The following is a 26,246-nucleotide window of genomic DNA, read 5'->3' as shown; positions in this document are numbered from 1 at the left end:
ATGCGGGTGGTGCACACCACCGGATACGTGTACGACGCGCCGGTCATGCGGTCGTTCAACGAGGCCCGGCTCACCCCGCGCGCCGACAGCCGGCAGACCGTGATCCTCAATCGGGTCGACACCGTGCCGTCCACCCGGTCCTACCGCTACATCGACTACTGGGGAACGGCGGTGACCGCCTTCGACCTGCACGCCCCGCACACCGAGCTGGAGGTCACCAGCGCCTCGGTCGTCGAGACCGAGCCGTTCGCCGGGCCGCCCGAGGAGCTGGCCTGGGAGGAGTTGCGCGACGACGCCATTGCCGACCGCTTCGACGAACTGCTCGAACCCACCGTCTACGTGCCGCGCGAGAAGCGGCGGCTGGCCCCGGTGGCCCGGCAGCTGGCGCGCGGCGTGTCGCCGGCGAAAGCGGTTGTCCGGGCCTCGGAATGGGTGCACCGGGAGATGAACTACCTGGCCGGGACCACCTCGGTGCACACCTCGGCGGTGCAGGCCTTCGCCGAACGGCAAGGCGTGTGCCAGGATTACGCGCACCTCACGCTGCTGCTGTTGCGCGGCATGGGGATTCCCAGCCGCTACGTGTCCGGCTACCTGCATCCGGACCCGTCCGCCGAGGTCGGCCACACCGTCGCGGGCCAGATGCACGCCTGGGTGGAGGCCTGGACCGGGCAGTGGTGGGGCTACGACCCGACCAACAACATCCCGGTCACCGAGCAACACGTATCAGTCGGGGTGGGGCGTGATTACGCGGATGTGCCCCCTCTCAAAGGTATCTTCAGCGGGAGCGGCTCGACCGATCTCGAGGTCGTAGTGGAGATAACTCGCCTGGCCTGAGGCGTTTTCGGCTCGCGCCGCCGGTTCTTGTCGGTGCGTTGTCCATGCCAGCGGAAGGTAGCCGATGTCCCCCACAGCTCAGGAAGTCGCCGAGGATCTCACCGATCTGACACCGCCCACCCTGGGGCGCAAGGTATTCGCCGAGGCATTGGGCACATTCGTGCTGGTCCTCGGCGGTGTCGGCACCGCGGTGCTGGCGGGGAGCCGGGTCGGCGCGCTCGGCATCGCACTGGCATTCGGCCTGACCCTGCTGTTCCTGGTCTACTCGATCGGCCCCATCTCGGGTTGCCACGTGAACCCGGCGGTCACGGTCGGCCAGCTGCTGCTGGGCCGGGTGACCATCGTGGTGGCGGCGGCCTACTGGGTCGCGCAGATCATCGGCGGCCTGCTCGCGGGCACGGTCGTCTACGCCATCGCCAAGAACCTGCCCTCCTACGATCGCGCCAAGGACGGCCTGGCAGCGAACGGCTGGGGCGAGCACAGCCCGTCGAAGCTGGTACTCGGCGACGTCACCACCAATGGCTACGGTCTTGCGGCGGCCATAACGGTCGAGGTGATCCTGACCGCGCTGCTGGTGTTCGTGGTGCTGGCCTCCACCGATCAGCTCTCCGACATTCCGCTGGCCGGGCTCTCGATCGGCTTCACGCTCGCCGTGATCCACCTGATCTCGATCCCGGTCGACAACACCTCGGTGAACCCGGCCCGCAGCCTGGCCGTCGCGTTCTATCAGGACGGCGCACCCGCGCAGCTGTGGGTGTTCATCGTCTTCCCGCTGATCGGCGGCGTTCTCGGGTCACTGGTCTACGGCATGATCTACGGCCGCTCCCGCAATATGGTGAGCTGACCGCTCTCGGTCCCGAACCCCGCTCCGCCGGAGCGGGGTTCGCTCGTCTTCCGGGAAGGCGCTAGTGCCAGTGGTATTCGGCGCAGAGCCGGTGCGCCACCCGGTCGAATGTCTTGCGGGGGAGGATCGCGCCCTCGCGGCGAATGCCCATCTCCGGGACATCCAGGACACGATCCAGTCGCACCCAGCTGTCGCGTTCGGCGCTGTCCCACGGGCCGGAGCCGATGCCCACCCAGTTGGGATGATGCGCATGTTCGGAATTCGAGGACAGCATGAGCCCGAGCAGTGTGTCGCCCTCGCGGCCGACCACCAGCACCGGGCGGTCCTTGCCGTTGTCCGGGTCCTCCTCGTAGGGGACCCAGGTCCACACGATCTCGCCGGGATCGGCCCGGCCGTCGAGCTGCGGGCTGTAGACGATGCGGCGCGCGCGTTCGTGCGACGGCACTCCCGACGACGAGGTCGGCCGGACATTGACGCCCGGACCCTTGCGCGGCGTCCCCACCGCCTTCAGCGCACGGTCCCACATCGTCGACTGCCGCACCCGCCCGATCAACTTCGGGGCCTGCTGCGTGACGAGCTGGGTGCCCTGCTCCTTAGCCACGATCCCCAACTGCTTCCCCAGAGCGTTCCACCTGCCGGCCATGTCCGGCAGCCTAACGGCGGACACCGGGATTCTCACCTGTACCGGATTCGCCTGCGCCGATGGGCGGTTCGCGCGCAGGGAACGCCGGGGCGAGAGCATCCGGTCCAGCACCGTAGACTTTCGGGTTGACATGCCGCTGTTTCGCCATGCCGAGGAGTGACTCCGATTAGCAGCTTCGCCGACAAGACGTTCACCGATCCCAGCCGGATCAGGAACTTCTGCATCATCGCGCACATCGACCACGGGAAATCGACCCTGGCCGACCGCATGCTGCAACTCACCGGAGTGGTCGAGGAGCGGGCCATGCGCGCCCAGTACCTGGACCGCATGGATATCGAGCGTGAGCGCGGCATCACCATCAAGGCCCAGAACGTGCGGCTGCCGTGGCAGGTCGACGGCGAGGACTACGTCCTGCACCTGATCGACACCCCGGGACACGTCGACTTCACCTACGAGGTGTCGCGCGCGCTGGAGGCGTGTGAGGGCGCGATCCTGCTGGTGGACGCCGCGCAGGGCATCGAGGCGCAGACCCTGGCCAATCTCTATCTGGCCATGGACAAGGACCTGACCATCATTCCGGTCCTGAACAAGATCGACCTCCCGGCGGCCGATCCGGACCGCTACGCCGCCGAGCTCGCCCACATCGTGGGCTGCGAGCCCGAGGACGTGCTGCGCGTTTCCGGCAAGACCGGTGTCGGCGTGGCCGAACTGCTCAATGAGGCGGTCCGCGTGGTGCCGCCGCCGGTCGGACAGGCCGACGCCCCGGCCCGCGCCATGATCTTCGACTCGGTCTACGACACCTACCGCGGCGTCGTCACCTATGTGCGTGTGGTGGACGGCAAGCTCGTCCCGCGCCAGAAGATCAAGATGATGTCCACCGGCGCGACGCACGAACTGCTCGAAATCGGCATCGTCTCACCCGAACCCAAGCCCACCCAGGGCCTCGGCGTCGGCGAGGTCGGCTACCTCATCACCGGTGTGAAGGACGTGCGTCAGTCCAAGGTCGGTGACACCATCACCACCGCCCGCGACGGCGCGACCGAGGCGCTGACCGGCTACCGCGAACCGCGGCCGATGGTCTACTCCGGTCTGTACCCGGTCGACGGGTCGGACTACCCGAACCTGCGCGACGCGCTGGACAAGCTGCAGCTCAACGATGCCGCGCTGACCTATGTGCCGGAAACCTCGGTCGCCCTGGGCTTCGGCTTCCGCTGCGGCTTCCTCGGCCTGCTGCACATGGAGATCACCCGCGAGCGGCTCGAGCGCGAGTTCGGCCTCGACCTGATCTCCACCGCCCCGAACGTGATCTACCGCGTGGTCATGGAGGACGGCACCGAGCACGTCGTCACCAACCCGTCGTACTGGCCCGAGGGCAAGGTGCGCGAGATCTACGAGCCCATCACCCGGTGCACCGTGATCGCGCCGAGCGAGTTCATCGGCACCATCATGGAGCTGTGCCAGTCTCGCCGCGGCGAACTGCTGGGCATGGACTACCTGTCGGAGACCCGCGTCGAGATGCGGTACACCCTGCCCATGGCCGAGATCATCTTCGACTTCTTCGACTCGCTGAAGTCGCGCACCCGCGGCTACGCCTCGCTCGACTACGAGGAGGCCGGCGAACAGCAGTCCGCATTGGTCAAGGTGGACATCCTGCTGCAGGGCGAGGCGGTCGACGCGTTCTCGGCCATCGTGCACAAGGACGCCGCCCAGGCCTACGGCCACAAGATGACCACCAAGCTGCGCGAGCTCATCCCGCGCCAGCAGTTCGAGGTGCCGATTCAGGCCGCCATCGGCTCGAAGGTCATTGCGCGCGAGAACATTCGGGCCATCCGCAAGGACGTGCTGGCCAAGTGCTACGGCGGTGACATCAGCCGTAAGCGCAAGCTGCTCGAGAAGCAGAAGGAAGGCAAGAAGCGCATGAAGACGATCGGCCGCGTCGAGGTGCCGCAGGAAGCCTTCGTGGCCGCGCTGTCCACGGATTCCGCCACGGACAAGAAGAAGTAGCAGACTCCCGGTAGGCCGGTCAGGTGCAAGGTTCGGTATGCAGCCGGAAAATGGGTCTTCCGTACTGATATGCCGGGTGACAAGCTATGTGACGCACCGCTGCACACCGCCTCCGACCTGGTGGATGTGACAGACCGGTTATCCGGAAATAGGGTGTGAAACGAGTTCGGTTCGGCGGCCTGCGCGGCGGGTCGCCGAAGCCCTGAGAGCGGAGCCCAGATGACGCGTGATCTGCCCTTCGACGATGCTGCCGGTGACGACGACGGAGACGCCGCCTACCGCATTGCCAACGGAGTCGCCCGCGTGGCCAGGGCAGGCGCATACGTCACCGGTGGCGCGCTCATCGCCGCCGGCGGCAATCACGGCGGCACCCCGGCCATCAACCACGACAGCAAGAACGTGGGCTGGTCGCAGGTCGAGGACCCGCAGCCCAATGTGCCGAGCCCGACCATCACCTTCCCCGACCTGACCGCGGATTCGGTGCTCCCGCACCACGGTCCGGCGGCCGCCGCGCCGGTGAACGGGCACTTCGGCCCGCTCGGCGACTACCAGCACGGCACCGACGCGGGCCTGTTCCCGTCGCTCGACGCGATCCCGGCCAACGACCCGGCGATCTCCGCCTTCCACGGCCTCGGCCTGCCCGACACCGACACCGGCGCGTCCGGCCTGCCGACCTACGGACCGCGTCCCGGCTGGGGTCTGCCGCTCGACACCGATCAGCAGTCGGAATCGGTTCCGGGACAGGCACAACCGCAACTGCCGACGCTCGACCAGCAACAGCCGGGGATGCTGCCCGGCTTGCCGACCCTGCCGGGCACCGCGCTGCCCGGGATGGGTCTGCCCGGGTTCGGCCTGCCCGGCACCGATGCCATGCACCTGCCCGGCGCGGGCGGGGCGATGCACCTGCCCGGAATGAACGGCGCGTCGTTCGCGCCCAACGGGCAGACCGGCCTGCCCGACCACTCGGGGGCCTTCGACGGCGTCGGCGCCACCGGCGGCGACGGCGCCGGCATGTTCGTCGGCACCAACTGGGCCTTCGACGCGCACGTCGGGCTGGACGGCGTGTGGTTCCACTCGAACCTGTCGGCCGATGTCGGCGCCGGTGCGGTCGGGCATCAGCTCGATGCCTTCGGTCAGCAACTGGGACAGGGGATTTCGCACATCCCGGCGAACACCACACTGCCCGGCAACGGCGGCGCGCCCAGCCTGCCGGGTGCGGACAAGCCCAACAATATGGGCCAGCCCTTCGGCTCCTCGAACTCGTCGGCGACCACCGGCACCCCAGCCCTTCCGGGGCAGGCACACGGCCCGGCCGATTCCCCGGCGGGCGGTGCCGGAGCCCCCACTTCCGCTGTGCCCGGTGCGAATTCGCAGCTTCCGGGGGCCGGCTCGCCGGGCGGCGCGTTCACGCTGCCCGGCGCCGCCGCCGCGCCGTCGAACCCGATCTCGCTGACCACCATTCCGGCCGCGCAGACTGCTCCGGTCGCGCCCGCCGCCGTCACCCCGGTCTCGACGCCGGTCGCCGCACCCGTGGTGCCTGTGGCCGCCGCGCCCGTCGCGGTCGCGCCGGTGTCCATGGCGCAGCCGGTCGCGGTGACGCCGTTGCAGACCACCATTCAGCCCGATGCCGCCAACCAGCCGATCGCGAATCTGCTGTCGACACACGGTGGCCCGTCGCCGCTGACCGCACCCGCGGCCGTGGCCCCCGCACTGTTCGATCATGGTCGCCAGCCGGTGCTGGCCAGCGGTGAGCCCACTGCGCCCGTCCACCCGTCGCCCCTGGTGGACAAGCCGGTGCCGCCGGTGGCGACGCCGACGCCCGCTCCGCACGTCAGCGTTCCGGCCAAGATCGATCCCGCGCCGGTATTCACCACCGTGCCGCCGATTCCGACCACCAAGATCCCGGGCCTGGACCCCGATCTCACCAAGGGCGGCAGCACCCCGGTGGTGACTCCGCCGGTGACCTCCGGTGGCGACACCGACGTCACCGTCAAGCCGCAGAAGCCGGTCGACGATTCCGGCACCCACGGCAGCACGCCGACCGTCACGGTGCCGACCGACGAGCCCGTGCCGACCCATCAGCCGACCGTCACCAACCCGCCGCACCCGACGGCGCAGCCGACCGTGCCGACCGTGCCCGATCACAGTGGGCAGCCCAGTGTTTCGGTCGCGCCCGTGCCGACCGTCGCCCCGGCGCCGACCGTGCAGCAGCCGATCACCACGCCGCCGCACATCGACCCGCCGCAGCCGGTGAAACCCATAGCGGACCAGTTCGATTCGGGTAACCACGTGCTGCCGATCGCCGACGACTCCGCGCTGCACCCGCTCTCGGTGCACGCCGGCGGTCTGCTGGTGCACGATGCCGGGCTGTTCTCCGGCCTCGGTCCCGATGCCTCGTTCGTCGACGCCCACTCCCCGGTGCAGGGTCCGGGCGATCACATGCTGCTGCTGTGAGCGCCGCCGGTCATCAGGTAGCGGTGAAGAATCCCGATGCGCTGGGTCCGCTGGTCGACCTGCTCGACCGGCTGCTCGAATTGACCCACGCCTCCGGCCGGCTCGATCTGTCCGGGCGGCTGGGCATCGCGCGTGCGCGCCTGGCCGACCCGCGGGTGCGGCTGGTCGTGGCGGGCGAATCCAAGAGCGGGATGAGCACGCTGGTCAACAGCCTGGTCGGGGCCGCGGTGAGCGCCACCGAGGGCCAGGCCAGCGTCCCGGTTATCGCCGAGTACGGTCCGCAGCCCAGCGCCACCCTGGTGAAGGCGAGCCCGGGCGGCACCGCCCAGCGCACCGCCGTGGATCCGCAGGCGGCGCTGGCCGAGCTGGATTCCGGGGACGTCATCCGGGCCGAGTTCACCCAGCCCAGCCCGCTGCTGGCGGAGGGCTTCGTGGTGCTGGACGCGCCCGGCGCGCCCGCCGAGGCGCCGGCCACTTGGTCGCTGATCGCCGCCGCGGACGCGGTGCTGTATGTGGCCGATGCCCGGGCGCCGTTCACCCCGGCGCAGATCGAGCAGCTGCAGCGGATTCAGCAGGTCTGCCCGACGGTTGTCTGCGTGCTCAACAAGATCGACCAGTATCCGCAGTGGCCGCAGGTGCAGCAGCACGACCGCCAACTGCTCGACGACGCCGGGCTGGCCTTCGCGGTGGCCCCGGCCTCGGCGCGGCTGCACGAGCACGCCGCTGCCGCGGGGGACGCGCAGCTGGATCTGGAATCCGGTGTGCCGCAACTGCTCGACCATCTGCGCTCCTATGTACTGGGCCGCGCGGACGCCGTCGCGGTGGAGGCCGCGGTGCGCGACATCCGGCTCATCACCGACCATCTGTCGCTGGCCCTGCGCAGTGAGGCCGAGACGCTGCGGGATCCGCGCCGGCTGACCGTCATCACCGAGCAGCTCCGCCGTACCCGCGAGGAGGCCGAGCAGCTCCGCCAGCGCTCGGCGAACTGGCAGGTCACCCTGGCCGACGGCGCGGGCGAGCTGATGGCCGACACCGAACACGATCTGCGGCACCGGCTGCGCAGCCTGATCCGCGACGCCGAGGCCGACATCATGAAGGGCGATCCGGTCCGGCGCTGGGCGGATTTCGGCGCGGATCTGGACGCCAAGATCTGTGAGGCGGTGGAGGAGAACTTCGTCATCGCCCACTATCGGTCGGTGGAGCTGGCCGAGCAGGTGGCGGCGAAGTTCCCCGACAGCGGCATCCCCACCCCCGATCTCAAGCTCGACAATCCGGGCGATGTCGGCGCGGTGCTGGAACCCGTTGCCGCGCTGGACAATCTGGACAGCGCCAAGCACGGCATCACCCAGCAGGTGCTGACCGCCCTGCGCGGCTCCTATGGCGGCCTGCTCATGGTCGGCCTGATCACCAGCCTGCTGCACATGTCGCTGGTGAACTGGTACTCCGGCGGCGCGGCCGTGCTGCTGGGCGTGAACGCGCTGTGGGACGACCGCAAGGCCCGCCGCCAGCGCCGCCAGGCCGAGGCCAAGATGGCGGTGGCCCGGCTCATGGACGATGTGATCTTCCAGGTGAGCAAGGAGTCCCGCTATCGGCTGCGCGTGGTGCAGCGCAGCCTGCGCGATCACTTCACCGAGATCGCCACGGCCACACTGCGTTCGGTGGACGCCTCGCTGCGCGCCGCGGAGGAGGCGGCCACCGTGCACTCGGGTGCGGGCCGGGAGGCGCGGCTGACCGAGATCGAGCGCTCGCTGGTCCGGTTGCGCGATATCCGCGAGCACGCGGACGCGATCGGCGAGAACCCCTCGTACTGACGAGAACACCTCGTGTAAAAAGGAATCGGCCGCGATAGCGGCCGATTCCTTTTCCCGCATGCCTTTCTCAGCGCCCCGGGTGTGCCGGATGGAACTGGCCGGTGTGCCGGGATTCTTCCCCCCGGATCACGTGCATGACGGCATTGATGAGCGCCAGGTGGGTGAACGCCTGCGGGAAGTTGCCCAGGTGGCGTCCGGTCCGCGAGTCGATCTCCTCGGCGTACAGCTTGAGCGGGCTGGCGTAGCCGAGCAGCCGCTCGCACAGTTGCCGGGCGCGTTGCAGCTCACCGATTTCCACCAGCGCCGACACCAGCCAGAACGAGCAGATGGTGAACGAACCCTCCTCGCCCGACAGGCCGTCGTCGGTGGTCTCGGTGCGGTAGCGCAGCACCAGGCCGTTCTCGGTGAGGCCATCGGCGATGGCCAGCACCGTGGCGCGGACCCGATGATCGGTGGGTGGCAGGAAGCGGACCAGCACCACCAGCAGCAGTGAGGCATCCAGGGTGTCGCTGCCGTAGCTCTGGGTGAAGACGCCTTCGGAGTTCACGCCGTTGTCGAGGATGTCGGCGCGGATCTCGTCGGCGATATCGTGCCACTTCTTGGCGTAGTCGAATTCCGCGTGCAGCTCGGCCAGTTTCGCGCCACGGTCCAGCGCCACCCAGCACATGACCTTGGACGACGTGAAGTGCTGTGGCTCGCCGCGCACCTCCCAGATGCCGCGATCCGGGTTGCGCCAGTTCTCGATTGCGGCCTGCACCTGCCGTTCGAGCATGGGCCACAAGGTTTCCGGTACCTGCTGACGTGATTTCACGTGCAGGAAAACGGAATCCAGAATCGTGCCCCAGATGTCATGCTGGTCCTGGTTGTAGGCGCCGTTGCCGATGCGCACCGGCCGCGCGCCGTCGTAGCCGGACAGGTGCGGGAGCTCGGATTCGGTTATCTCACGTTCCCCGCCGATGCCGTACAGCACCTGCAGCGGAGTGGGCTTCCCCTCGTCATCGGTGGTGACATCGTGCAGGAAGGCGAAGAAATCGTCGGCCTCGCGATCCAGCCCGAGCGTGTACAGGCCCCACAGTGCGAACGACGAGTCGCGCACCCAGGTGTAACGGTAGTCCCAGTTCCGTTCGCCGCCAGGGGTTTCCGGTAGCGAAGTGGTTGAGGCGGCCAGCAGCGCCCCGGTCGGCGCGTAGGTGAGGCCCTTCAGCGTCAGCGCGCTGCGCTGCAGGTACCCGCGCCACGGATGATCGGGGAAGCGCCCCAGCGTGATCCACTGCCGCCAGCACTCGGTGGTCTGCCACATCTTGTCCGCCGCCTCGGCGAAGGTGCGCGGCGGCGGCAGGTCCGACCAGGACAGGGCCACGAACACCTCGTCGCCCTCCTTCATCCGGGTGCGGGCGCGGGCCTCGCGGCCCTCCAGCCCCAGCCGCAGATCGGTGGTCAGCGTCAGGGCCGGGGCGCCCTCGATATCGCAGGTGGCACTGGCCCTTTCGTACACGTCGCCGCTGTAGTGCCAGGTGGCCGGGCCGCGGTGGTAGTCGAAGGCGGGCTCGCAGCTCATCTCCAGCTCCACCACGCCGTTCACGCACTTCACCGTGCGCAGCAGTATGTGCTCGGCATCCCAGTCCATGGGCGTGCGCTTGTGACTGCGGCTGCGGGAGCGGTTGTTGTGCCACGGGCCCAGCACCAGCGCGTCGCGCACGATGAGCCAGCCGGTCTCGGTCTGCCACGTGGTTTCGACGATCAGCCCGCCCGGCAGATACCGGCGCGCCGCGGGCACATTGCGGCCGTAAGGGCCGAGGCGGAAATGTCCGGCGCTGCGGTCCAGCATGGCTCCGAAGACACTGGGGGAGTCCGGGCGCGGCACACACATCCACTCGACCGAGCCATTGCGGGCGATCAAGCAACTGGTCTCGCAGTCGGACAGAAAGGCGTAGTCGTCGATCGGGGGATACACCGAATGATGCATGCCGCCGACGGCGGAAGGCAGGAAGCTGTCGGACAGGGTCGGGTCGGTCCGGTCCAGTCCGTCGCGCGGTGCGTCCACCTCGGACGGTTCGTCGCAGGTTTCGGCAGGATCGACATCGATCTCGCTGCCGAGCGGCCGTTCGCTGTTCTCGGGCTCGTCGTACGACTCCATACCCAACATCATCTGCCCGGGCAGCCCGAATCGTCCACCGCCGCGATGTCGGCCTAGGCTGGGGTCGTGCATGCGATTGCAGGATGGTGGGACGGCGTCGAACTCTGGGTGGCCGGCCTGCCCTTCGTTCCCCAGTTCGCGGTGGTGCTGGCCGCCATGGTGCCGGTCTGCCTGGCCATCGCCTACCTGCTCGACCGGACGCTGCGGGTGGTGCTGCACGTGCTCGGCCGTGATCGGATCGCCGCCCGGGAGGCCGCGATCCCCGCCACGCCGCCGCGCCGCATCCGGAAGGAAGCCGCCTGAGATGCCTCGCTCTCGTGTCCAGCTCGCCCTGATCGCACTTCTTGTTCTCGTAGTCGTCGCCTGGTTGTTCACTCGCTGAGCGAGTTTCGGTACCACTCGGGCGAATTCTCGGCGTACTGTGCAGACCCATGTCAACCGATGAAGGCCTGGAACTGGTGCTGTCCGAAGAAGACTTCGAGGACGAGCCCCGTCTGATCGCCACCCACTTCTGCGGCCCCGACGAGGCCATCGACATGGTGAAGGCCGCCCAGCTGCTGGGCCTGGGCGTGCGCCTCACCAACCGCATCCGTCCCGACGAGGAGGATGCCGAGAGCGCCACCGAGGAGTGGATCCTCGACATCCTCGAGACCCCGCCCGTGGTCGAGGGCGACGAGTAACCCCGCGGGTTACCGAGCTTCGACTCGAATGGGGGTGCGGGCGCTCGGCCCCCGCACCCCCATTTCCTTGTCAGTCGTCGGATCCGCGGATTCGCTTGCCCAGCTTCGACAGTGTGTCGCTGACTTCCTGACCCACCGTGCCGACCGCGGCCCCGACATCGCGGCCGAGGTTGCGTACGGTGCGGATCAGGGGGTCCTCGGACTGGTCGAAGTTCTCCCGGTAGGACCGGGCGGCGTGTTTGATCTCCTCGCTGATGCGGGCGTTCTTGTCCTGGTCCCGGCGCGGGTACTGGCCGTCGAGAATCCGGTCGTAGTCGCCGCTCGCGATCCAGCGTCGCAGTTCGGCGGCCCGCAGCACCGAGAACGGATGGGTCTGCAGCTCCAGATTGAGGAGTTTGAGCACGCCGTCGCGCAGGTCACCGGCCCGGTCGTAGTCATCGGCCTGGGCCAGGAAGGCAGCATGGCTCATCTGGTCCACCCGCGATCCGCCCGCCAGCTTCATGTGCACCCGGACCGACGCCTCCACGTCCTGTCCGACCAGCAGCCCGGCCCGGTCGCCGGACAGCTCGGACTTGCGGCTCCACTCCAGCAGCGCCGCCACGATGGCGCGTAAAGCCCAGCCGCCCACCGGCATCCAGCCGACATTGGCCGCCAGCCGCATCAGGTGCATGAGCATGGTCCGGTAGACCGCGTGCCCCGACAGGGCGTGCCCGAGTTCGTGGCCGACCACGAACCGCAGTTCCTCGTGATCGAGCAGATCCAGCAGCCCGGTGGTCAGCACTATGAACGGCCGGTCCATGCCGATGGTGAAGGCATTGGCCTCCGGCTGCTGCAACACGAACATCTCCGGCGTGCGCTGCGCGTCGAGGATCTTCACCGCGTCCTGGCGCAGCTGATGGATGTTCTTGAACTGCCGCTCGTCGACCCGTACCGCGGTCGCCAGGTACATGAGCCGGTGCTGCCGCTCCTGCAACAACCCGGACAGCGTGCGCAGCAGGGTGTCGAATCCACTCAGCTGCCGTAGCCCGACCAGTGCGGTGCGGTCGGCGGGATGCTCCCAGGCGCGAGTGGAGATGCCGGGGAACTCCCGGCGGAGACGAGCGGGTGTGGTCATCGATCCCCCATATGTTTTCAGCAGGCGACGCGGTATCGGGCCGCTCGATACAGTCTGCCGCGTCCGTCCAGGGTTGTGTTCGAGTCGATTCCAACCGCCGTCCGAAATTCGCCACCTGACGTGCTGCTCTGCTAAAGTCGCCGGGTGTCGTCGAGTGTTGTGCCCCAGGTCCGCCATGAATTGGCGTTGATCGCTGTGGGTTGCCTCGCGGTCGCGGACATTCACTGTCGCTGATGCCGATCGGGCACTGCTGCACGTCTGAGTAGACTTGGCGCGCGCATTTTTCGCAGTTCGTGTTCGTCCCCCGGCGGCCCTCGGGCCGGAGCGCCACCGTCGCGACATCCCACGCGACGGGTCTACGGCAGTACGTTCATTCCCGCCGGTCGACGTCCCACCGGCGGGTGCCCCGAAAGGTCCACGCCGATGTCGCGCAATATTCGCCTCTCCCGCCGATCTACCTTCGCCGTCGCCCTCACCGCGGTCGCGGCCACCGTGCTCACCGCCTGCAGCGGCGGCGCGAGCGACACCAAGGACAGCGGTCCGGCCAGCGGAGGCGGCGGCAATATCAACCTCTACGCCTACTCGGTGGCGAAGGCCGCCTACGACAAGGTGATTCCGGTCTTCAACAAGACCGATGCCGGCAAGGGCACCCAGTTCCAGGCTTCCTACGGTCCCTCCGGCGATCAGTCCCGCAAGGTGAAGGACGGCGCCGAGGCGGACGTGGTGAGCTTCTCCGTCGAGCCCGACATCACCCGCCTGGTGGACTCCGGTCAGATCGACGCGGGCTGGAACTCCGACGCCAACAAGGGTGTTCCGTTCGGTTCGGTGGTGGCCATCGCGGTCCGCAAGGGCAATCCGAAGGGCATCAAGAACTGGGACGACCTGCTCAAGCCGGGCATCGAGGTGGTCACCCCCAACCCGTTCAGCTCGGGCTCGGCCAAGTGGAACCTGCTGGCCCCGTACGCCGCCAAGAGCGAGGGCGGCAAGAACCCGCAGGCCGGTCTGGACTACCTGAGCCAGCTGCTCACCCACGTGCACGTGCAGCCGAAGTCGGGCCGCGAGGCCACCGACGCCTTCCTGCAGGGCACCGGTGACGTGCTGATCAGCTACGAGAACGAGGCCATCTTCTCCGAGACCAAGGGCGATCCGATCGAGCACATCGTGCCCGACACCACCTTCCGGATCGACAACCCGGTCGCGGTGCTGAAGAACGCCAAGAACCTCAAGCAGGCCATCGCCTTCCGCGACTTCCTCTACACCAAGGACGCGCAGCAGGCGTTCGCCGAGGCGGGCTTCCGCCCGGTCGATCCGCAGGTGCGCGCGGACCACGCCAAGGACTTCCCGACCCCGCAGAAGCTGTACACCATCGACGATCTGGGTGGCTGGAAGGTCGTGGACAAGGATCTGTTCACACCGAACACCGGTTCGGTGGCCCAGATCTACGACAAGGCCACCAAGTAGCCGGGTGACCTGCGACACAAGCGATACTCGAAACCGTGAGTGACAGCAGTTCGAACGCCGGAGCCGATCCTGGTTCCGGCGTTTCGGTAGACGACAACCCGCGTCGGTCGGCGGGTCCGGGCCGGATCCGTTCCTGGTTCCGGGTGAGCGGGTCGGTGGGCCCGCTCGGTATCGGCACCTCCGTGCTGTGGCTCAGCATCATCGTGCTGCTGCCGCTGGCCGCGCTGACCGTCAAGTCCTTCGAGGACGGCTGGTCCGGGTTCTGGGACGCGGTCACCGCGCCCGGCGCGCTGGACGCGCTGAAGGTGACCGTCTTCGTCTCGATCATCGTGACGCTGATCAATGTGGTGATGGGCACGCTCATCGCCTGGGTGCTGGTGCGGGACGAGTTCCCGGGCAAGGGGTTCGTGAACGGGCTCATCGATCTGCCGTTCGCCCTGCCCACCATCGTGGCCAGCATCGTGCTGCTGGCGCTGTACGGGCCGCAGTCGCCGTTCGACATCCACCTCAACGCCACCCAGCCGGGTCTGGTGGTGGCGCTGGCGTTCGTGACGCTGCCGTTCGTGGTGCGGTCGGTGCAGCCGGTGCTCATCGAGGCCGACCGGGATGTGGAGCAGGCGGCCGCGTCGCTGGGCGCGGACAACTGGACCACCTTCCGGACCATCATCCTGCCGACGCTGGCGCCCGCCATCGTGAGCGGCTCGGGCCTGGCGTTCGCGCGCGCCATCGGCGAGTACGGCTCGGTCGTGCTGATCGGCGGCGGCATCCCGAAGAAGACGCAGATGGCCTCGCAGTACATCCAGCAGCAGATCGAGGTGGACCGCCCGGTGAACGCCGCCGCGGTCTCGGTGGCGCTGCTGGCGATCTCGCTGCTCACCCTGTTCGTCCTGCGGGTCACGTCGGACCGCTTGGCGCGCAAGGAAAGGGAGGCGTAGATGAGACTCGGCTTCTGGACCAAGATCTCGCTGCGCACGGTGGCGCTGGCGTATCTGTTCGTGCTGTTGCTGGTGCCACTGGGCATCATCCTGTGGCGCACCTTCGAACGCGGTTTCGGCGCGTTCTACGAGTCGATCTCCACACCCGCGGCGATCTCGGCGTTCAATCTGACCTTGACGATCGTGGCGATCGTGGTGCCGGTGAATGTGATCTTCGGTGTGATCATCGCGCTCGCCCTGGTGCGCGGAAAGTTCCCGGGCCGCAATCTGCTGCAGGCCGTGGTGGATCTGCCGATGGCGACTTCGCCGGTGGTGGTGGGTGTTTCGCTGATCCTGCTGTGGGGCGCCAACGGCTGGTTCGGCGGGCTGGACCACCACGGGTTGAAGATCATCTTCAATCTGCCGGGCATGGTGATCGCCACCGTCTTCGTGACGCTGCCGTTCGTGGTGCGCGAGGTGGAGCCGGTGCTGCACGAGATCGGCGACGATCAGGAGCAGGCCGCGGCCACCCTGGGCGCGTCGGGCTGGCAGACGTTCTGGCGCATCACGCTGCCGGCCATCCGCTGGGGTCTGACCTACGGCATCGTGCTGACCGTGGCGCGGGCGCTGGGTGAATTCGGCGCGGTGATCATGGTGTCCACGGGCCTGCCCGGAAAGTCACAGACGCTCACCCTGCTGGTGAACGGGCGATACGTGAACGATCACAACACCTTCGGCGCGTACTGTGCAGCGACGCTGCTCATGGGCATCGCCCTCGTCGTCCTTCTGCTCATGACCCTCCTCGAACGCAAGCGGGGCACTGCCAAATGATCACCGTGACCAATGCGAACAAGCGGTACGGCACCTTCGCCGCCCTCGACGATGTCAGCATCGACATCCCGTCGGGGGAGCTGACCGCCCTGCTGGGCCCGTCCGGTTCGGGCAAGTCGACGCTGCTGCGCTCGATCGCGGGACTGGAGACGCTCGACAACGGCCTGGTCACCATCGCGGGGCGCGACGTCACCAATGTGTCGCCGCAGAAGCGCGATATCGGCTTCGTCTTCCAGCATTACGCCGCGTTCAAGCACATGACCGTGCGCGACAATGTGGCCTTCGGGCTCAAGATCCGCAAGCGGCCCAAGGCGGAGATCAAGAAGAAGGTCGACGACCTGCTCGAGATCGTCGGCCTGGACGGCTTCCAGCACCGGTATCCGGCGCAGCTGTCGGGTGGTCAGCGTCAGCGCATGGCCCTGGCCCGGGCGCTCGCGGTGGACCCGCAGGTGCTGCTGCTGGACGAGCCGTTCGGCGCGCTGGACGCGAAAGTCCGTGCGGACCTGCGCACCTGGCTGCGGCGGCTGCACGAGGAGGTGCACGTCACCACCGTGCTGGTCACCCATGACCAGGAGGAGGCGCTGGATGTGGCCGACCGCATCGCGGTCATGAACAAGGGCCGCATCGAGCAGGTCGGCACTCCGGAGGACGTGTACGACCGGCCCGCCAATGAATTCGTCATGTCGTTCCTGGGCGCGGTGGCCAAGCTGAACGGGCATCTGGTGCGGCCGCACGATATTCGCGTCGGCCGGGATCCGAGCATGGCGCTGGCCGCGCACGAGGGCACCGCGCAATCCGCCGGTGTCACCCGCGCGACGGTGGAGCGGATCGTGCAGCTCGGGTTCGAGGTGCGGGTGGAGCTGCGCAACGCGGCCACTGGTGATCTGTTCACCGCGCAGGTGACGCGTGGTGACGCCGCTGCGTTGCACCTGGCAGAGGGCGAGACCGTGTACGCCCGTGCCACCCAGATCCCGGAGCTTCCGGTCTCGTAAACAAGTCCCGTTTAAGTGATTTCGGTGAGAAGTCGCGACACGCCCAATTGGTCCATCGTTTGGCGAGTTGCCCCGACGCAGGTACGCCGGATCTCGTGCTGAAGTAGCGTGAGCCTCGAAACGTGCAGGTCCAAAGGGGAAATAGTGGACGTGACGAGTGCGGGTGGAAAACGGGCCGGGATCATCGGGGCCGGTATCGCGGGGCTGGTCACCGCGAAAGTGCTGCGGGACGACGGATTCGAGGTCGTCATCTTCGAAAAGGAGGGCGCAGCGGGTGGGGTGTGGATCGAGGCACGGACCTATCCGGGCCTGCGCACCAACAACTCCCGCGATACCTACGCCTACTCCGATCACCCGTATCCGGAGTCGGCCGAGGTGTTTCCGACGGCCGCGCAGGTGCGGGACTACCTGGCGTCCTATGTGGAGCGCTTCGGGTTGTCGCCGCTGCTGCGGCTGTCGACCGAGGTGATCCGGGTGTCCGAGGTGGACGCGGGCTTCGAGCTGAAGATCTGCGGCCCGGACGGGGTCGAGGAGCTGCGGTTCGACTTCGTGGTGGTGTGCGCGGGCGTGTTCTCCACCCCGCAGCTCCCGGTCATCGAGGGCGAGGACGAGTTCGAGGGCGCGCGGCTGCATTCCAGCCGGGCCACCGATCCGAGGCTGTTCGCCGGCCGGCGGGTGGTGGTGGTCGGGGCCGGGAAGTCGGCGCTGGACTGCGCGGCCTGGGCGGGGGAGCACGCGCGGCAGTGCACGCTGGTGTTCCGCCGGGCCCATCCGATGCTGCCGCGGTTTCTGCCGGGCGGGGTGCCCTCGGACCGGATCATCCTGAACCGCAGCACCGAAGCGTTCTTCCGCTATCACCGGCAGACCCTGATCGAGCGGTTCCTGCACGGGCGGGGCAAGAAGATCACCGAACGCTACTGGCGGGCGGTCTCGGTCTCGATGCGGTTGCTGCTGCGGTCGCCGAAGGTGATGGTGCCGGACGCGCCGCTACCGGCGGGGATCGAGAATCTGGGTGTCAGCGACGAGTTCTTCCGGATGGCCCGGCGCGGGCGAATCGCCTTGCGGCGCGACACCATCGCGGCCTTCCCCGGCGGCACCACGGTCCAACTGGCCGGGGGTGATCGGCTCGACGCCGATGTCGTCGTCTTCGCCACCGGCTGGCGGCAGGAGCTGGAATTCCTGGCGCCCGAGCTGGCCAAGACCGTCCGGGTCGAGGGCCGGTTCCAGCTCTACCGGCACATTCTGCCGCCGACGCTGCCGCGGCTCGGCTTCATCGGATACGGCTCCTCCGACGCCTGCCAGCTCACCGCGGAGGTGTCCGCGCACTGGCTGTCCCAGCATTTCCTGGGTGAGCTCGACCTGCCGGGCGTCGACGACATGCACAGGGAGATAGCGCGTGTCGGGACGTGGCTGGGCGAGGTCATGCCGGAACGCCCGGAGGGCTACTACCTCGGCCCGTACCTGACGCACCATATCGACGAGCTGATGCGCGACATGGGCCTGCCCACCCGGCGCACCGACAACTTCGTCACCGAGTACTTCGACACCCTGCTACCCGGCCGGTACGCCGATCTCACCGAGGAACGCCTGCGGGCCCGGAAGCCCGGTTCGCGGCGTCGCCGGTACGTGAGCGCCGGCGGTTCCCTCGGCGGAGTCGCGGCGCTCACCATGGCCTATGCCTGCTACCGGAAGATCCGGGGCCGGTGGGTGTAGCGGTGCCGGTTCACAGCGCGGAGTTCGCTCAGCGCAGGGTCCGCACCCAGCGCCGGGTGTCGGCCGGGTCGATGACGTCGTCGAGTTCGAGAACCGTTGCGGCGGTGAGGGCCTTGCCGCTGTCGTAGGCCGCCTGGACCAGTGCGTCGAAGGCGGCCTGCCGCTGCGCCGGATCCTCGATGGCGGCCAGTTCCTTGGCGAAGCCCAGGCGGACCGCGCCTTCCAGGCCCATGCCGCCGATTTCGCCGGTGGGCCAGGCGATCACGAAGCGGGGTGCGCGGAAGGAGCCCGCCGCCATGGCCTGTGCGCCCAGGCCGTAGCCCTTGCGCAGGATGACGGTGCCGAAGGGCACGTCGAGCGCGGCGGCGTCGATGAACAGGCGGCTGAACTTGGTGACGGTGGCGTGCTCCTCGGACTCGGGGCCGACCATGAAACCCGGTGTGTCGCAGAGGGACACGATGGGCAGGCCGTGAGCGCCGCAGAGCTGCAGGAAGGCGGACAGTTTGTCGGCCGCCGGCGCGTCGATGGCGCCGCCCAGATGGTGGCAGTCGTTGGCGATGAGGCCGAAGGGGCGGCCCTCGACCCGGACCAGGGCGGTGACGATGCCGACGCCCCAGTCCCGGCGCAGTTCCAGCACCGACCCGACATCCGCGACGGCGTCGATGGCGGCGCGAATGTCGAAGGCGCGCAGCCGGTTCTCGGGCACCACGTGCCGGGCCAGGCGGGGGTCGGGCGCTTCCCACTCCGCGTCCGCCCCTTGGAAGTACGACAGGTAGCGGCGGGCGAGGTCGACCGCCTCGGCCTCGTCGGCGGCGACGATGTGGACCACGCCATTGCGGCGCTGCACCTCGATCGGGCCGATGTCCTCGGGCGCGTACACGCCCAGTCCGCCGCCCTCGATCATGGCGGGGCCGCCCATGCCGATATTGGCGTCGGGGGTGGCGATCACGACATCGCACATGCCCAGCAGTGCGGCGTTGCCGGCGAAGCAGCGGCCGGAGGCGATGCCGATGAGCGGTACGGTGCCCGACAGCGCGCCCATGGCGCGGAAGGTGGTGACGTCCAGGCCGGAGATGCCGCCGTGGTCGGTGTCGCCGGGCCGGCCGCCGCCGCCCTCGGTGAAGAAGACCACCGGAAGCCGTTGCTCGCGAGCCAGTTCCAGCATGCGGTCGGTCTTGGCGTGATTGCGCATGCCCTGGGTGCCGGCGAGCACGGTGTAGTCGTAGGACATGACCAGCGCGCGGGTGCGGTCCGGGCCGAAACGGCCGGCATTGATGGTGGCCACGCCCGCGATCAGGCCGTCGGCGGGGGTGCCGGCGATCAGGTCCTCGAGGCTGCGGCGGCTGCGCTGGGCGGCGACCGCCAGCGCGCCGTATTCGACGAGGCTGTCGGGATCGACCAGGTCGGTGATGTTCTCGCGGGCGGTGCGGCGGCCGAGCCGATGCCGCTTGGCGACCGCGGTCTCGCGCCGGGCGTCGAGGGTGATGTCGTGGCGGTCCCGCACCTCGGCGAGGTCGGCGCGCACCGAATCCAGGTCCACCACGGTCGATTCCGTGGCCGGGCCGTCGTGATCGGCGGCCACCCAGGTGACCAGGATGGCGTGCGGGTCGACCACGTCACCCGGTGCGACCGCGTGCCGCAGCACCCGCAGCGGTTCGGTCGCGCGCAGCACGTGCTGCATCTTCATGGCCTCCAGGACCGCGACCTCGGCTCCGGCGGCGAGAACCGTTCCGGGCTCGGAAAGTGAGACGACGGTGGCGCCCATCGGGGAGCGCAGGGCCTGTTCGCCTTCGTCGAGATCGAGCTCGGCGGCAGCGGCCTGCCGTACCGGCTGCGGCCCGGTCGGATCCTCGAAACCCTCTGCCCGGGAGCGCAGGTCGTCGAGGCGCTGCTCGAACCAGGCCGTGCTCACCGGGCCGGCGTCGCCGAGTTCGGTCAGCACGGCGCGCAGCAGGTGCAGGTTGGTGTCGACGCCGCTGATCATGGTCTCGGCCAGCGCGTCCGAACACCGTTGCAGCGCGGCGCGGTACGAAGGCGCGGACGCGATGATCTTCGCGAGCAGCGAATCGAACTGCACCCCTTGCCGCATCCCCACCTGGGCGGCGGTGTCGACCCGCACGCCCGTGCCGGTCGGGGCGTCGAAGCGGCTGATCACGCCGGTGCTGGGCAGCACCATGCCGTCGGCCGCGAGCAGTTCGGCATTGACCCGCGCCTGCACGGCATAGCCTCGGGTCTCGTTCTTGGGCAGGTCGAGTTCGGCCAGTGTGCGGCCCTGAGCCAGATCCAGTTGCAGCGCGACCAGATCCACGCCGGTCACCGCCTCGGTCACGGTGTGCTCGACCTGCAGGCGCGGATTCACCTCCAGGAACCAGACATTCGTGCCGTCGACCAGGAACTCCACGGTGATGACGCCCCGGCAGCCCACCGCCTCGGCGATCAGTACCGCCTCCCGCTGCACCCGATCCCGCACGGCCGCGGGCAGTTCCGGCGCGGGCGCGATCTCGATGAGCTTCTGCCGCCGCCGCTGCACGCTGCAATCGCGGTCGCCCAGCGCCACCGCGCCGAGCCCGTCGGCCACCACCTGCACCTCGATGTGCCGCGCCCGGTCGACCAGGGCTTCGGCGTAGACGCTGTCATCGCCGAATCCGGCAAGGGCCTCGGCCCGGCAGCGTTCGACGGCCTCCGCCAGCAGCGCCGCTTCGGTCACGGGCCGCATGCCGCGGCCGCCGCCGCCCGCCGCGGCCTTCACCATGATGCCGCCGGGATGTTCGGCGAGCAGCGCGGCGATTTCGTCGGTTCCGGCTCCGGCCCGGGTCGCGGGCAGCACCGCCGCCCCGGCCCGCGCGGCCGCGTCGCGCGCCGCGACCTTGTCCCCGAAGATCCGCAGCGTGTCCGGTGCCGGCCCGACGAAGGTCAGCCTCGCGGTCGCGCAGGCCGCTGCGAACTCCGCACTCTCGCTGAGGAATCCGTACCCCGGGTGCACGAGCGCGCCCGGTCCGCAGGCGGCCGCGGCCCGCACCACGGATCCGACATCGAGGTATCCCGCCGCACCGCTGCCCGGCAGTACGAGCGCCCGGTCGGCCAGCCGGACCGCCAGACTTCCGCCGTCCTCGGCGGTGTGCAGTACCTCCGTCACATATCCGAGCTCCCGGGCCGTCCGCACCACCCGGACCGCGACCTCTCCACGATTCGCCACCACAACTCGCACGCCGCCAGGCTCCACAACTCGCACGCCGCCAGGCTATGGCACGAATCACGCGGAACGGTCAGAACTTCATGACAGAGCAGTCGTAGTTGCGTTGGTCGCGCCCGCCACGACGGCTCGGTGACAACGGACGGCGGCCTCGATATTCGGATGGTCGGGCATATCACTCACCGGGCCAGTCGAACACGGCGGCGGGTGCGGCGGGGGCTATGTTCGGGGCATGCATTGGGATCAGATGACGGCCACGCCGGGCGCGCTGCGGACGGCCGCGGCGCGGCTGCGGCGCGGGGTGGGGCAGCTGGAAATCCTGGCGGCCATCATCGAGGCGGCGGACGGGCCGTGGCTGGGGGCCATGGATTCCGATGGGCGGGGGACCGCCGAGCTGCGCATGCACCTGGCGGGGAAGTACCGGTTCACGGCGGTGGTGACCAGTGCCGGGAAACTGTCCCTGGCGGAACTGATTTCGCCCGGGCGCGGGAAGCGGGCGGAGCTGGTGCTGTCCACCAAGGCCGCCCAGCGCAAGGGCTGGGACGTGCCCAAGGACATGCCCAAGCCGCAGGAGTGGGTGGACTACGTGGTCGGGTGGGTCCAGGCCGCCAGCGCCGCCGTCGGCCGGCGGGACGTGGTGGAGTGGCTGCTCAGGGGCGCCGACCAGCGGCTGGCCGCCATGAACGACAGTGTCGAGACCATGCGGGCCGCCCTCGCCGAACGCGAGCAGATGCGGGACGAGCTGGCGGCCGAGGTCGCGGAGCTGCGGGCGGAACTCGAGGCGGAATCAGCCCTCGCCGACAAGCGCGTCGTCGTCGGCGACGTAGCGCCAGACGGGGAGGAGGGCGTGGTCGTCGAGGGGGTCGCCGGCGAGATGGGTGGTGGCGCGGAGGCGGGAGGTGACGTCGCCGGCGTCGAGGCCGGAGCCGATGAGGACCAGGTTGCTGACCCGGGGTTCGTGGCGGGTCCAGGCGGTGGGCTCGATGGTGATGTGGCGGCCGACCATGTGCAGCACGAACTTTCGCGGGTCGTCGGGGACGGCGAAGGCCAGCACGCCCTTGGCGCGGAACAGGCCGGCGGGCGGATCCTCCAGTAGCGCGATGAGTTCGCGCGGGTTCAGGTCCGTGTCGGAGGTGAAGGAGACGCTGTCGTAGGCGTCGTGCAGGTGCCGGTGGTCGCGGCAGCCCCTGCCGTGCTCGTGGCAGTGGTCGCCGTGCTGGTGGTGGTCTCCGTGCCCGTCATCCGTGTGCTGGTCGAGCAGTAGCTCGTCGAAGCTGAGCTGTTCACCGACGCGCGGCCGGTTCGGTTCGCGGGTCGGGACGTCGAACAGCAGGCCCGGGTCGACGCGCCCGTGGCTGGTCGGATACACCGGGACCTGACCGACCAGGCCGGTGATCTCCGACCGCAGCCGCTCCAGCGCGGCCGGCTCGACGCGATCGGCCTTGTTGAGCACCACCAGATCCGCCATCCGCAGATGCGTCGCGAGTTCCGGGTGCAGTTCGCGGCTCGCGGGGAAGTGCTCGGCGTCGACCACCTCGACCAGCCCGCCGTAGCGAATGCGTGGATTGTCGCTGTTCACCACCATGCGAATGAGATTGCGCGGCTCCGCCAGTCCGCTGGCCTCCACCACGATGACATCGATCTTCTGCCTGGGATGCGCCAGCTGGTCGAACAGGTCGTCCAGTTCGCTGACATCCACCGCGCAGCACACGCACCCGTTGCCCAGCGAGACCATGGCGTCGACCTGCCCGGCCACCAGCATGGCGTCGATATTGACCGCGCCGAAGTCGTTGACCACCACCCCGATTCGCGTGCTCCGGGTTCGCAGCAGTCCGTTGAGCAGCGTCGTCTTCCCGGCGCCGAGGAATCCGGCCACGATCAGGACTGGAATGCGGCGGCTCACGGCGACCACCCTACCGACCGGGTGTGAGCCCGCCGCAGCACGCCGGAAACCGCATGGAAATAACAGCCTTCTACCGTGACGGACTATCCGGACCGACCACGGGAGGTGCGCTGTGCGGGTGCGCGACATTCTCGATGCGCCGCAGTTGCGGATGCGGCTGCTGCACGGCGACGCGGGGGAACTGGATCGGCCGGTCGCCAGGGTCTGTGCGACGGACATGCCCGACCCCCGGCCCTTCGTGACACCGGGTGCGCTGGTGTGTACCGGATTGGTGTGGCGGCAGCAGGCGACGGACGCGGACCGCTATGTGGGCCTGCTGGCGGGAGCCGGGGTCGCCGGCGTGGTGGCCGGGCAGGCGCTGCACGGGCACGTGCCCGAGGACGTGGTCGAGGCCTGTCGCCGGTACGGATTGCCGCTGCTGTCGGCGCCGCAGAGCGTGCCGTTCAGCCGGATCATCGAATACCTGGCCGAGCAGGCGGCGGAGGTGCGCTGGCGGCGGGTGCAATCGCGCGCCGACCGGCAGCGCAGGCTGCTGACCGCGGTCGCCGCCGGGACGGCTATCGAGACCCTGGTCGCGGATTTCGCGGCGGAACAGCGGGTTTCGGCCTGGATCCTGACCTCGACCGGGACGGTCATCGCCGGTACCGAGGACCTGGCCGAGCCGGACATCGATCGCATCGTCGCCACCGCGCTCACCGCGCCGCGCCTGCCCGCGGTCACCACCGGCGCGATGCGAGTCCTCCAGGTCGGTGCGGGCGACCGCATTACCGCCTGGTACCTGGTGGTCCGCCCGTCGGCCCCGGAACTCGACCCGTTCGGCGCGGATCTGGCGGCTGTGGCGGAGCTGTATCGGCAGCGTCGCGCCGACCGGCAGCATCTGGATTGGGAACTGGCCGACCGCTTCCCGGTGCCGTTCGCCGAACGGGCGGACCGGCGCGAGGTGGCCCTCGTCTGCGAGGTCCACGCCGCCGACGGGCTGTCCGGCCCGGGATCGAAACCGGATGTGCCGCAGCGCCGATCGCTGTCCGGGGGTGTCGCGGGCGCCATCGAACGGGCGGGAGCACCGGGTCACGCTGCGGGACCTCTGGCACCGCAGCAGGTTTCGAGCCGGGCCGATTCGTCCGCCGGACTGCTGGCCGTACGCGCGGCCCTGCACGACGCCCTGCCGGATATCGCCACGTCGATCGACCGCGAAGGCAGGCTGGTCGGCGTGACGGCCGGAACCCAGGACGGAACCGCGGCCACGGTGGTCCGCCGTCTCGGGCGAATCGCACCGGCGCTCACCGAGATTCGGCTCGCGGTCGGCGTGAGCGCCCGGCAGCCGGAGGAGACCCTGGCGGGTGCGATCGGCGCGGCGGCGGCCGCCGCCACCGCGGCCCGCGACGACACGGCCCCGGTCAGCCTGCGGGTGGCCGATATCGATTCGGCCGTCGGCCTGCTCACCGCGGTGCCCGGCGGCCTCCAGCGGCGATTCGCCGAACGCGTACTGGGTCCGGTGCTGGAGTACGACCGGCGGCACGGGGCCGGACTGCTGGAGACGCTGGAGGTGTTTCTCGGGTGCGAAGGCTCGTGGCGGCAGGCGGCCGATCGAATGCACCTGCACCTCAATACCGTTCGCTATCGGATCGGCCGGATCGAGGAGCTCACCGGGCGCGATCTCGGGCGGCTCGACGATCGGCTGGATCTGTATCTGGCGGTGCGCACGCTGGCCGGTCAGACCGCGCCGGTGTAGGGATCCCAGGCGGTTCCGGCGTCCGGGGCGCCCTCGCGCAGCACACTCGCCTGGATCAGGCCGTAGGGGCGATCGTCGGCGTGGAAGACCTCGCCCTGGTTCGGGACGCCGAAACGGTCTGTGTCATAGGCGAAGTGGTGTTTGTTGGGGGCCGACATGCGGATCTCCGCCAGGCACGGATACGCCGCCAGCGCGGCCCGGCCCATCTCGAACAGGGTCTGCTGCAAGGCCTTCGAGTGCAGGGTCGCGAAGGTCTCGACCATGACGGCGCGGATCCCGTGGTAGGCGGCATCCCAGTCCTCGGGCGGGGTGGCGAAGCGCCAGCGGGCGATCAGGCTGGTGGCCAGGATCCGGTCGTAGGCGGGTTCGAGGACGGTGAACGGGTCTTCGAGGAAACCCGCGAACTCCGAACCCGTGGACTTGAGGATCACCAGATCCTTGACGCCCCCGATCACCCACTCGCGGCGGTCCGTACCGGTCCCGCTCACGGTGATCGCCGCGATCCGCACCTCCGGCCCCACCCGCGTCCAGGTGTGGTCGTGCCCGCTGCCGCCGACCGGAACCCGTTGCCACGCATACTCTTCGATCTCGAGACGCGCCGAATCCACGGGCTCGATGTCGTCGACGAAATGCCGGGCCAGTGCCAGCCCGTACTCCTCGATGCTGCCGTCGCCGTGGCTCTTGGCGTAGGTGTAGATGGTCTGCTTCTGCGAATCCGTCGGCAGCACCGCACCCTGATCGCCGACGGTGTGCGCGTCGTCGAACGCGCCGCGCAGGCACGAGGACACGTTCAGGTCCCGGATCTCGTGCCGGGCGGTATCGCGGTAGATGCGTACCACCCGGTTCTCGGCCTTGCCGTACTGGTGCGGGCCGAGCACGATCCGGCCGCCGGCTTCGCTCATGGTCGCCTCCCGTCGTCGCTGATCACTGTGCCCCACTGTGACGTACGGGAGCCGCGGCGCACGCTGGTTCCGAGGACAAAACGC

General features: G+C 69.2%; 21 protein-coding genes. 14 read left to right on the top strand and 7 right to left on the bottom strand.

The genetic code is table 11. The annotated features are described in order from the left end of the window. Nucleotides 1-834, top strand: coding sequence for a transglutaminase domain-containing protein (locus tag ACFXHE_RS11975; RefSeq protein WP_379382827.1), 834 nt, complete (start codon nucleotides 1-3; stop codon nucleotides 832-834). 64 nt (nucleotides 835-898) lie between these two features. Next, nucleotides 899-1,678: an aquaporin gene (locus ACFXHE_RS11970; RefSeq protein ID WP_379382339.1), complete on the top strand. Its 780-nt coding sequence runs from the start codon at nucleotides 899-901 to the stop codon at nucleotides 1,676-1,678. A gap of 61 nt (nucleotides 1,679-1,739) precedes the next feature. On the opposite strand, the gene ACFXHE_RS11965 is transcribed toward ACFXHE_RS11970, so the two are convergent. Continuing rightward, on the bottom strand, nucleotides 1,740-2,321 hold the full coding sequence (locus tag ACFXHE_RS11965; protein ID WP_379382337.1) for a type II toxin-antitoxin system PemK/MazF family toxin: 582 nt from the start codon (nucleotides 2,319-2,321) through the stop codon (nucleotides 1,740-1,742). A gap of 156 nt (nucleotides 2,322-2,477) precedes the next feature. Here ACFXHE_RS11965 and lepA point away from each other — a divergent pair, with 156 nt between their 5' ends. From lepA to ACFXHE_RS11950, 3 genes are all read left to right on the top strand, one after another. Further along, nucleotides 2,478-4,325 (top strand): translation elongation factor 4, encoded by a 1,848-nt coding sequence (lepA, locus tag ACFXHE_RS11960; RefSeq protein ID WP_379382335.1) that lies wholly within the window; start codon nucleotides 2,478-2,480, stop codon nucleotides 4,323-4,325. A 219-nt stretch (nucleotides 4,326-4,544) separates the two neighbouring features. Further along, nucleotides 4,545-6,779, top strand: coding sequence for a hypothetical protein (locus tag ACFXHE_RS11955; protein WP_379382333.1), 2,235 nt, complete (start codon nucleotides 4,545-4,547; stop codon nucleotides 6,777-6,779). Continuing rightward, nucleotides 6,776-8,590, top strand: coding sequence for a hypothetical protein (locus ACFXHE_RS11950; protein ID WP_379382332.1), 1,815 nt, complete (start codon nucleotides 6,776-6,778; stop codon nucleotides 8,588-8,590). The genes ACFXHE_RS11955 and ACFXHE_RS11950 overlap by 4 nt, the downstream gene beginning before the upstream one ends. Nucleotides 8,591-8,657: 67 nt before the next feature. On the opposite strand, the gene ACFXHE_RS11945 is transcribed toward ACFXHE_RS11950, so the two are convergent. Then, entirely contained in the window at nucleotides 8,658-10,556 is a 1,899-nt protein-coding gene (locus tag ACFXHE_RS11945) for a glycoside hydrolase family 15 protein (RefSeq protein WP_379382825.1), read from the bottom strand. 237 nt (nucleotides 10,557-10,793) lie between these two features. On the opposite strand from ACFXHE_RS11945, the gene ACFXHE_RS11940 reads away from it, so the two are divergent. Together ACFXHE_RS11940 and ACFXHE_RS11935 are read left to right on the top strand one after the other, a co-directional pair. Next, on the top strand, nucleotides 10,794-11,030 hold the full coding sequence (locus ACFXHE_RS11940; protein WP_379382330.1) for a hypothetical protein: 237 nt from the start codon (nucleotides 10,794-10,796) through the stop codon (nucleotides 11,028-11,030). Nucleotides 11,031-11,158: 128 nt separating this feature from the next. Further along, a complete protein-coding gene (locus tag ACFXHE_RS11935; protein ID WP_379382328.1) occupies nucleotides 11,159-11,407 on the top strand; it encodes a hypothetical protein in 249 nt (82 codons plus the stop codon). Nucleotides 11,408-11,477: 70 nt separating this feature from the next. Here ACFXHE_RS11935 and ACFXHE_RS11930 read toward each other — a convergent pair whose 3' ends face one another. After that, entirely contained in the window at nucleotides 11,478-12,521 is a 1,044-nt protein-coding gene (locus ACFXHE_RS11930) for a M48 family metallopeptidase (protein WP_379382326.1), read from the bottom strand. A gap of 144 nt (nucleotides 12,522-12,665) precedes the next feature. Here ACFXHE_RS11930 and ACFXHE_RS11925 point away from each other — a divergent pair, with 144 nt between their 5' ends. The 6 genes from ACFXHE_RS11925 to ACFXHE_RS11900 all read left to right on the top strand — a co-directional run bounded on the left by ACFXHE_RS11925 (nucleotide 12,666) and on the right by ACFXHE_RS11900 (nucleotide 18,432). Beyond that, nucleotides 12,666-12,755: an Ms4533A family Cys-rich leader peptide gene (locus ACFXHE_RS11925; RefSeq protein WP_328601465.1), complete on the top strand. Its 90-nt coding sequence runs from the start codon at nucleotides 12,666-12,668 to the stop codon at nucleotides 12,753-12,755. Between the two features lie 189 nt (nucleotides 12,756-12,944). Next, nucleotides 12,945-13,982: a sulfate ABC transporter substrate-binding protein gene (locus tag ACFXHE_RS11920; protein ID WP_379382324.1), complete on the top strand. Its 1,038-nt coding sequence runs from the start codon at nucleotides 12,945-12,947 to the stop codon at nucleotides 13,980-13,982. A 125-nt stretch (nucleotides 13,983-14,107) separates the two neighbouring features. Next, nucleotides 14,108-14,917 carry a sulfate ABC transporter permease subunit CysT gene (cysT, locus tag ACFXHE_RS11915; RefSeq protein ID WP_379382823.1) on the top strand — a complete coding sequence of 270 codons (810 nt, stop codon included), beginning with the start codon at nucleotides 14,108-14,110 and terminating at the stop codon, nucleotides 14,915-14,917. Then, nucleotides 14,918-15,727: a sulfate ABC transporter permease subunit CysW gene (cysW, locus tag ACFXHE_RS11910; protein WP_379382322.1), complete on the top strand. Its 810-nt coding sequence runs from the start codon at nucleotides 14,918-14,920 to the stop codon at nucleotides 15,725-15,727. Next, nucleotides 15,724-16,719 (top strand): sulfate ABC transporter ATP-binding protein, encoded by a 996-nt coding sequence (locus ACFXHE_RS11905; protein WP_364617404.1) that lies wholly within the window; start codon nucleotides 15,724-15,726, stop codon nucleotides 16,717-16,719. Before cysW ends, ACFXHE_RS11905 begins: the two co-directional genes overlap by 4 nt. A gap of 150 nt (nucleotides 16,720-16,869) precedes the next feature. Then, the gene (locus ACFXHE_RS11900) at nucleotides 16,870-18,432 is read left to right on the top strand and encodes a flavin-containing monooxygenase (RefSeq protein ID WP_379382320.1); all 1,563 of its coding nucleotides are present in this window, start codon (nucleotides 16,870-16,872) and stop codon (nucleotides 18,430-18,432) included. A gap of 28 nt (nucleotides 18,433-18,460) precedes the next feature. On the opposite strand, the gene ACFXHE_RS11895 is transcribed toward ACFXHE_RS11900, so the two are convergent. From ACFXHE_RS11895 to ACFXHE_RS11885, 3 genes are all read right to left on the bottom strand, one after another. Next, nucleotides 18,461-21,664, bottom strand: coding sequence for a carboxyl transferase domain-containing protein (locus tag ACFXHE_RS11895; RefSeq protein ID WP_379382319.1), 3,204 nt, complete (start codon nucleotides 21,662-21,664; stop codon nucleotides 18,461-18,463). A 204-nt stretch (nucleotides 21,665-21,868) separates the two neighbouring features. Next, entirely contained in the window at nucleotides 21,869-22,183 is a 315-nt protein-coding gene (locus ACFXHE_RS11890; protein WP_379382317.1) for a hypothetical protein, read from the bottom strand. Between the two features lie 229 nt (nucleotides 22,184-22,412). Next, nucleotides 22,413-23,528 carry a CobW family GTP-binding protein gene (locus ACFXHE_RS11885; RefSeq protein ID WP_379382315.1) on the bottom strand — a complete coding sequence of 372 codons (1,116 nt, stop codon included), beginning with the start codon at nucleotides 23,526-23,528 and terminating at the stop codon, nucleotides 22,413-22,415. Between the two features lie 118 nt (nucleotides 23,529-23,646). Between ACFXHE_RS11885 and ACFXHE_RS11880 the strand changes: the two genes are divergently transcribed. Next, complete coding sequence (locus tag ACFXHE_RS11880; RefSeq protein ID WP_379382313.1) at nucleotides 23,647-25,260, top strand: helix-turn-helix domain-containing protein; 1,614 nt, start codon at nucleotides 23,647-23,649, stop codon at nucleotides 25,258-25,260. Here ACFXHE_RS11880 and pucL read toward each other — a convergent pair. Continuing rightward, nucleotides 25,242-26,162: a factor-independent urate hydroxylase gene (gene pucL / locus ACFXHE_RS11875; protein WP_379382312.1), complete on the bottom strand. Its 921-nt coding sequence runs from the start codon at nucleotides 26,160-26,162 to the stop codon at nucleotides 25,242-25,244. The two genes, ACFXHE_RS11880 and pucL, sit on opposite strands and share 19 nt — an antisense overlap. Nucleotides 26,163-26,246 lie beyond the last annotated feature (84 nt).

This window comes from Nocardia sp. NPDC059229 (genome assembly GCF_042754165.1).
Lineage (GTDB): Bacteria > Actinomycetota > Actinomycetes > Mycobacteriales > Mycobacteriaceae > Nocardia.
This window is presented reverse-complemented; position numbering and strand designations above follow the sequence as displayed.

What these genes read in the sequence shown, in the direction of transcription:
- ACFXHE_RS11930 (WP_379382326.1), bottom strand. Translation starts at nt 12,521, where the DNA reads ATGACCACACCCGCTCGTCTCCGCCGGGAGTTCCCCGGCATCTCCACT.
- ACFXHE_RS11975 (WP_379382827.1), top strand. Translation starts at nt 1, where the DNA reads ATGCGGGTGGTGCACACCACCGGATACGTGTACGACGCGCCGGTCATG.
- cysW (WP_379382322.1), top strand. Translation starts at nt 14,918, where the DNA reads ATGAGACTCGGCTTCTGGACCAAGATCTCGCTGCGCACGGTGGCGCTG.
- ACFXHE_RS11905 (WP_364617404.1), top strand. Translation starts at nt 15,724, where the DNA reads ATGATCACCGTGACCAATGCGAACAAGCGGTACGGCACCTTCGCCGCC.
- ACFXHE_RS11945 (WP_379382825.1), bottom strand. Translation starts at nt 10,556, where the DNA reads ATGCATCATTCGGTGTATCCCCCGATCGACGACTACGCCTTTCTGTCC.
- ACFXHE_RS11935 (WP_379382328.1), top strand. Translation starts at nt 11,159, where the DNA reads ATGTCAACCGATGAAGGCCTGGAACTGGTGCTGTCCGAAGAAGACTTC.
- ACFXHE_RS11920 (WP_379382324.1), top strand. Translation starts at nt 12,945, where the DNA reads ATGTCGCGCAATATTCGCCTCTCCCGCCGATCTACCTTCGCCGTCGCC.
- ACFXHE_RS11965 (WP_379382337.1), bottom strand. Translation starts at nt 2,321, where the DNA reads ATGGCCGGCAGGTGGAACGCTCTGGGGAAGCAGTTGGGGATCGTGGCT.
- ACFXHE_RS11955 (WP_379382333.1), top strand. Translation starts at nt 4,545, where the DNA reads ATGACGCGTGATCTGCCCTTCGACGATGCTGCCGGTGACGACGACGGA.
- ACFXHE_RS11890 (WP_379382317.1), bottom strand. Translation starts at nt 22,183, where the DNA reads ATGTCCTTGGGCACGTCCCAGCCCTTGCGCTGGGCGGCCTTGGTGGAC.
- pucL (WP_379382312.1), bottom strand. Translation starts at nt 26,162, where the DNA reads ATGAGCGAAGCCGGCGGCCGGATCGTGCTCGGCCCGCACCAGTACGGC.
- ACFXHE_RS11970 (WP_379382339.1), top strand. Translation starts at nt 899, where the DNA reads ATGTCCCCCACAGCTCAGGAAGTCGCCGAGGATCTCACCGATCTGACA.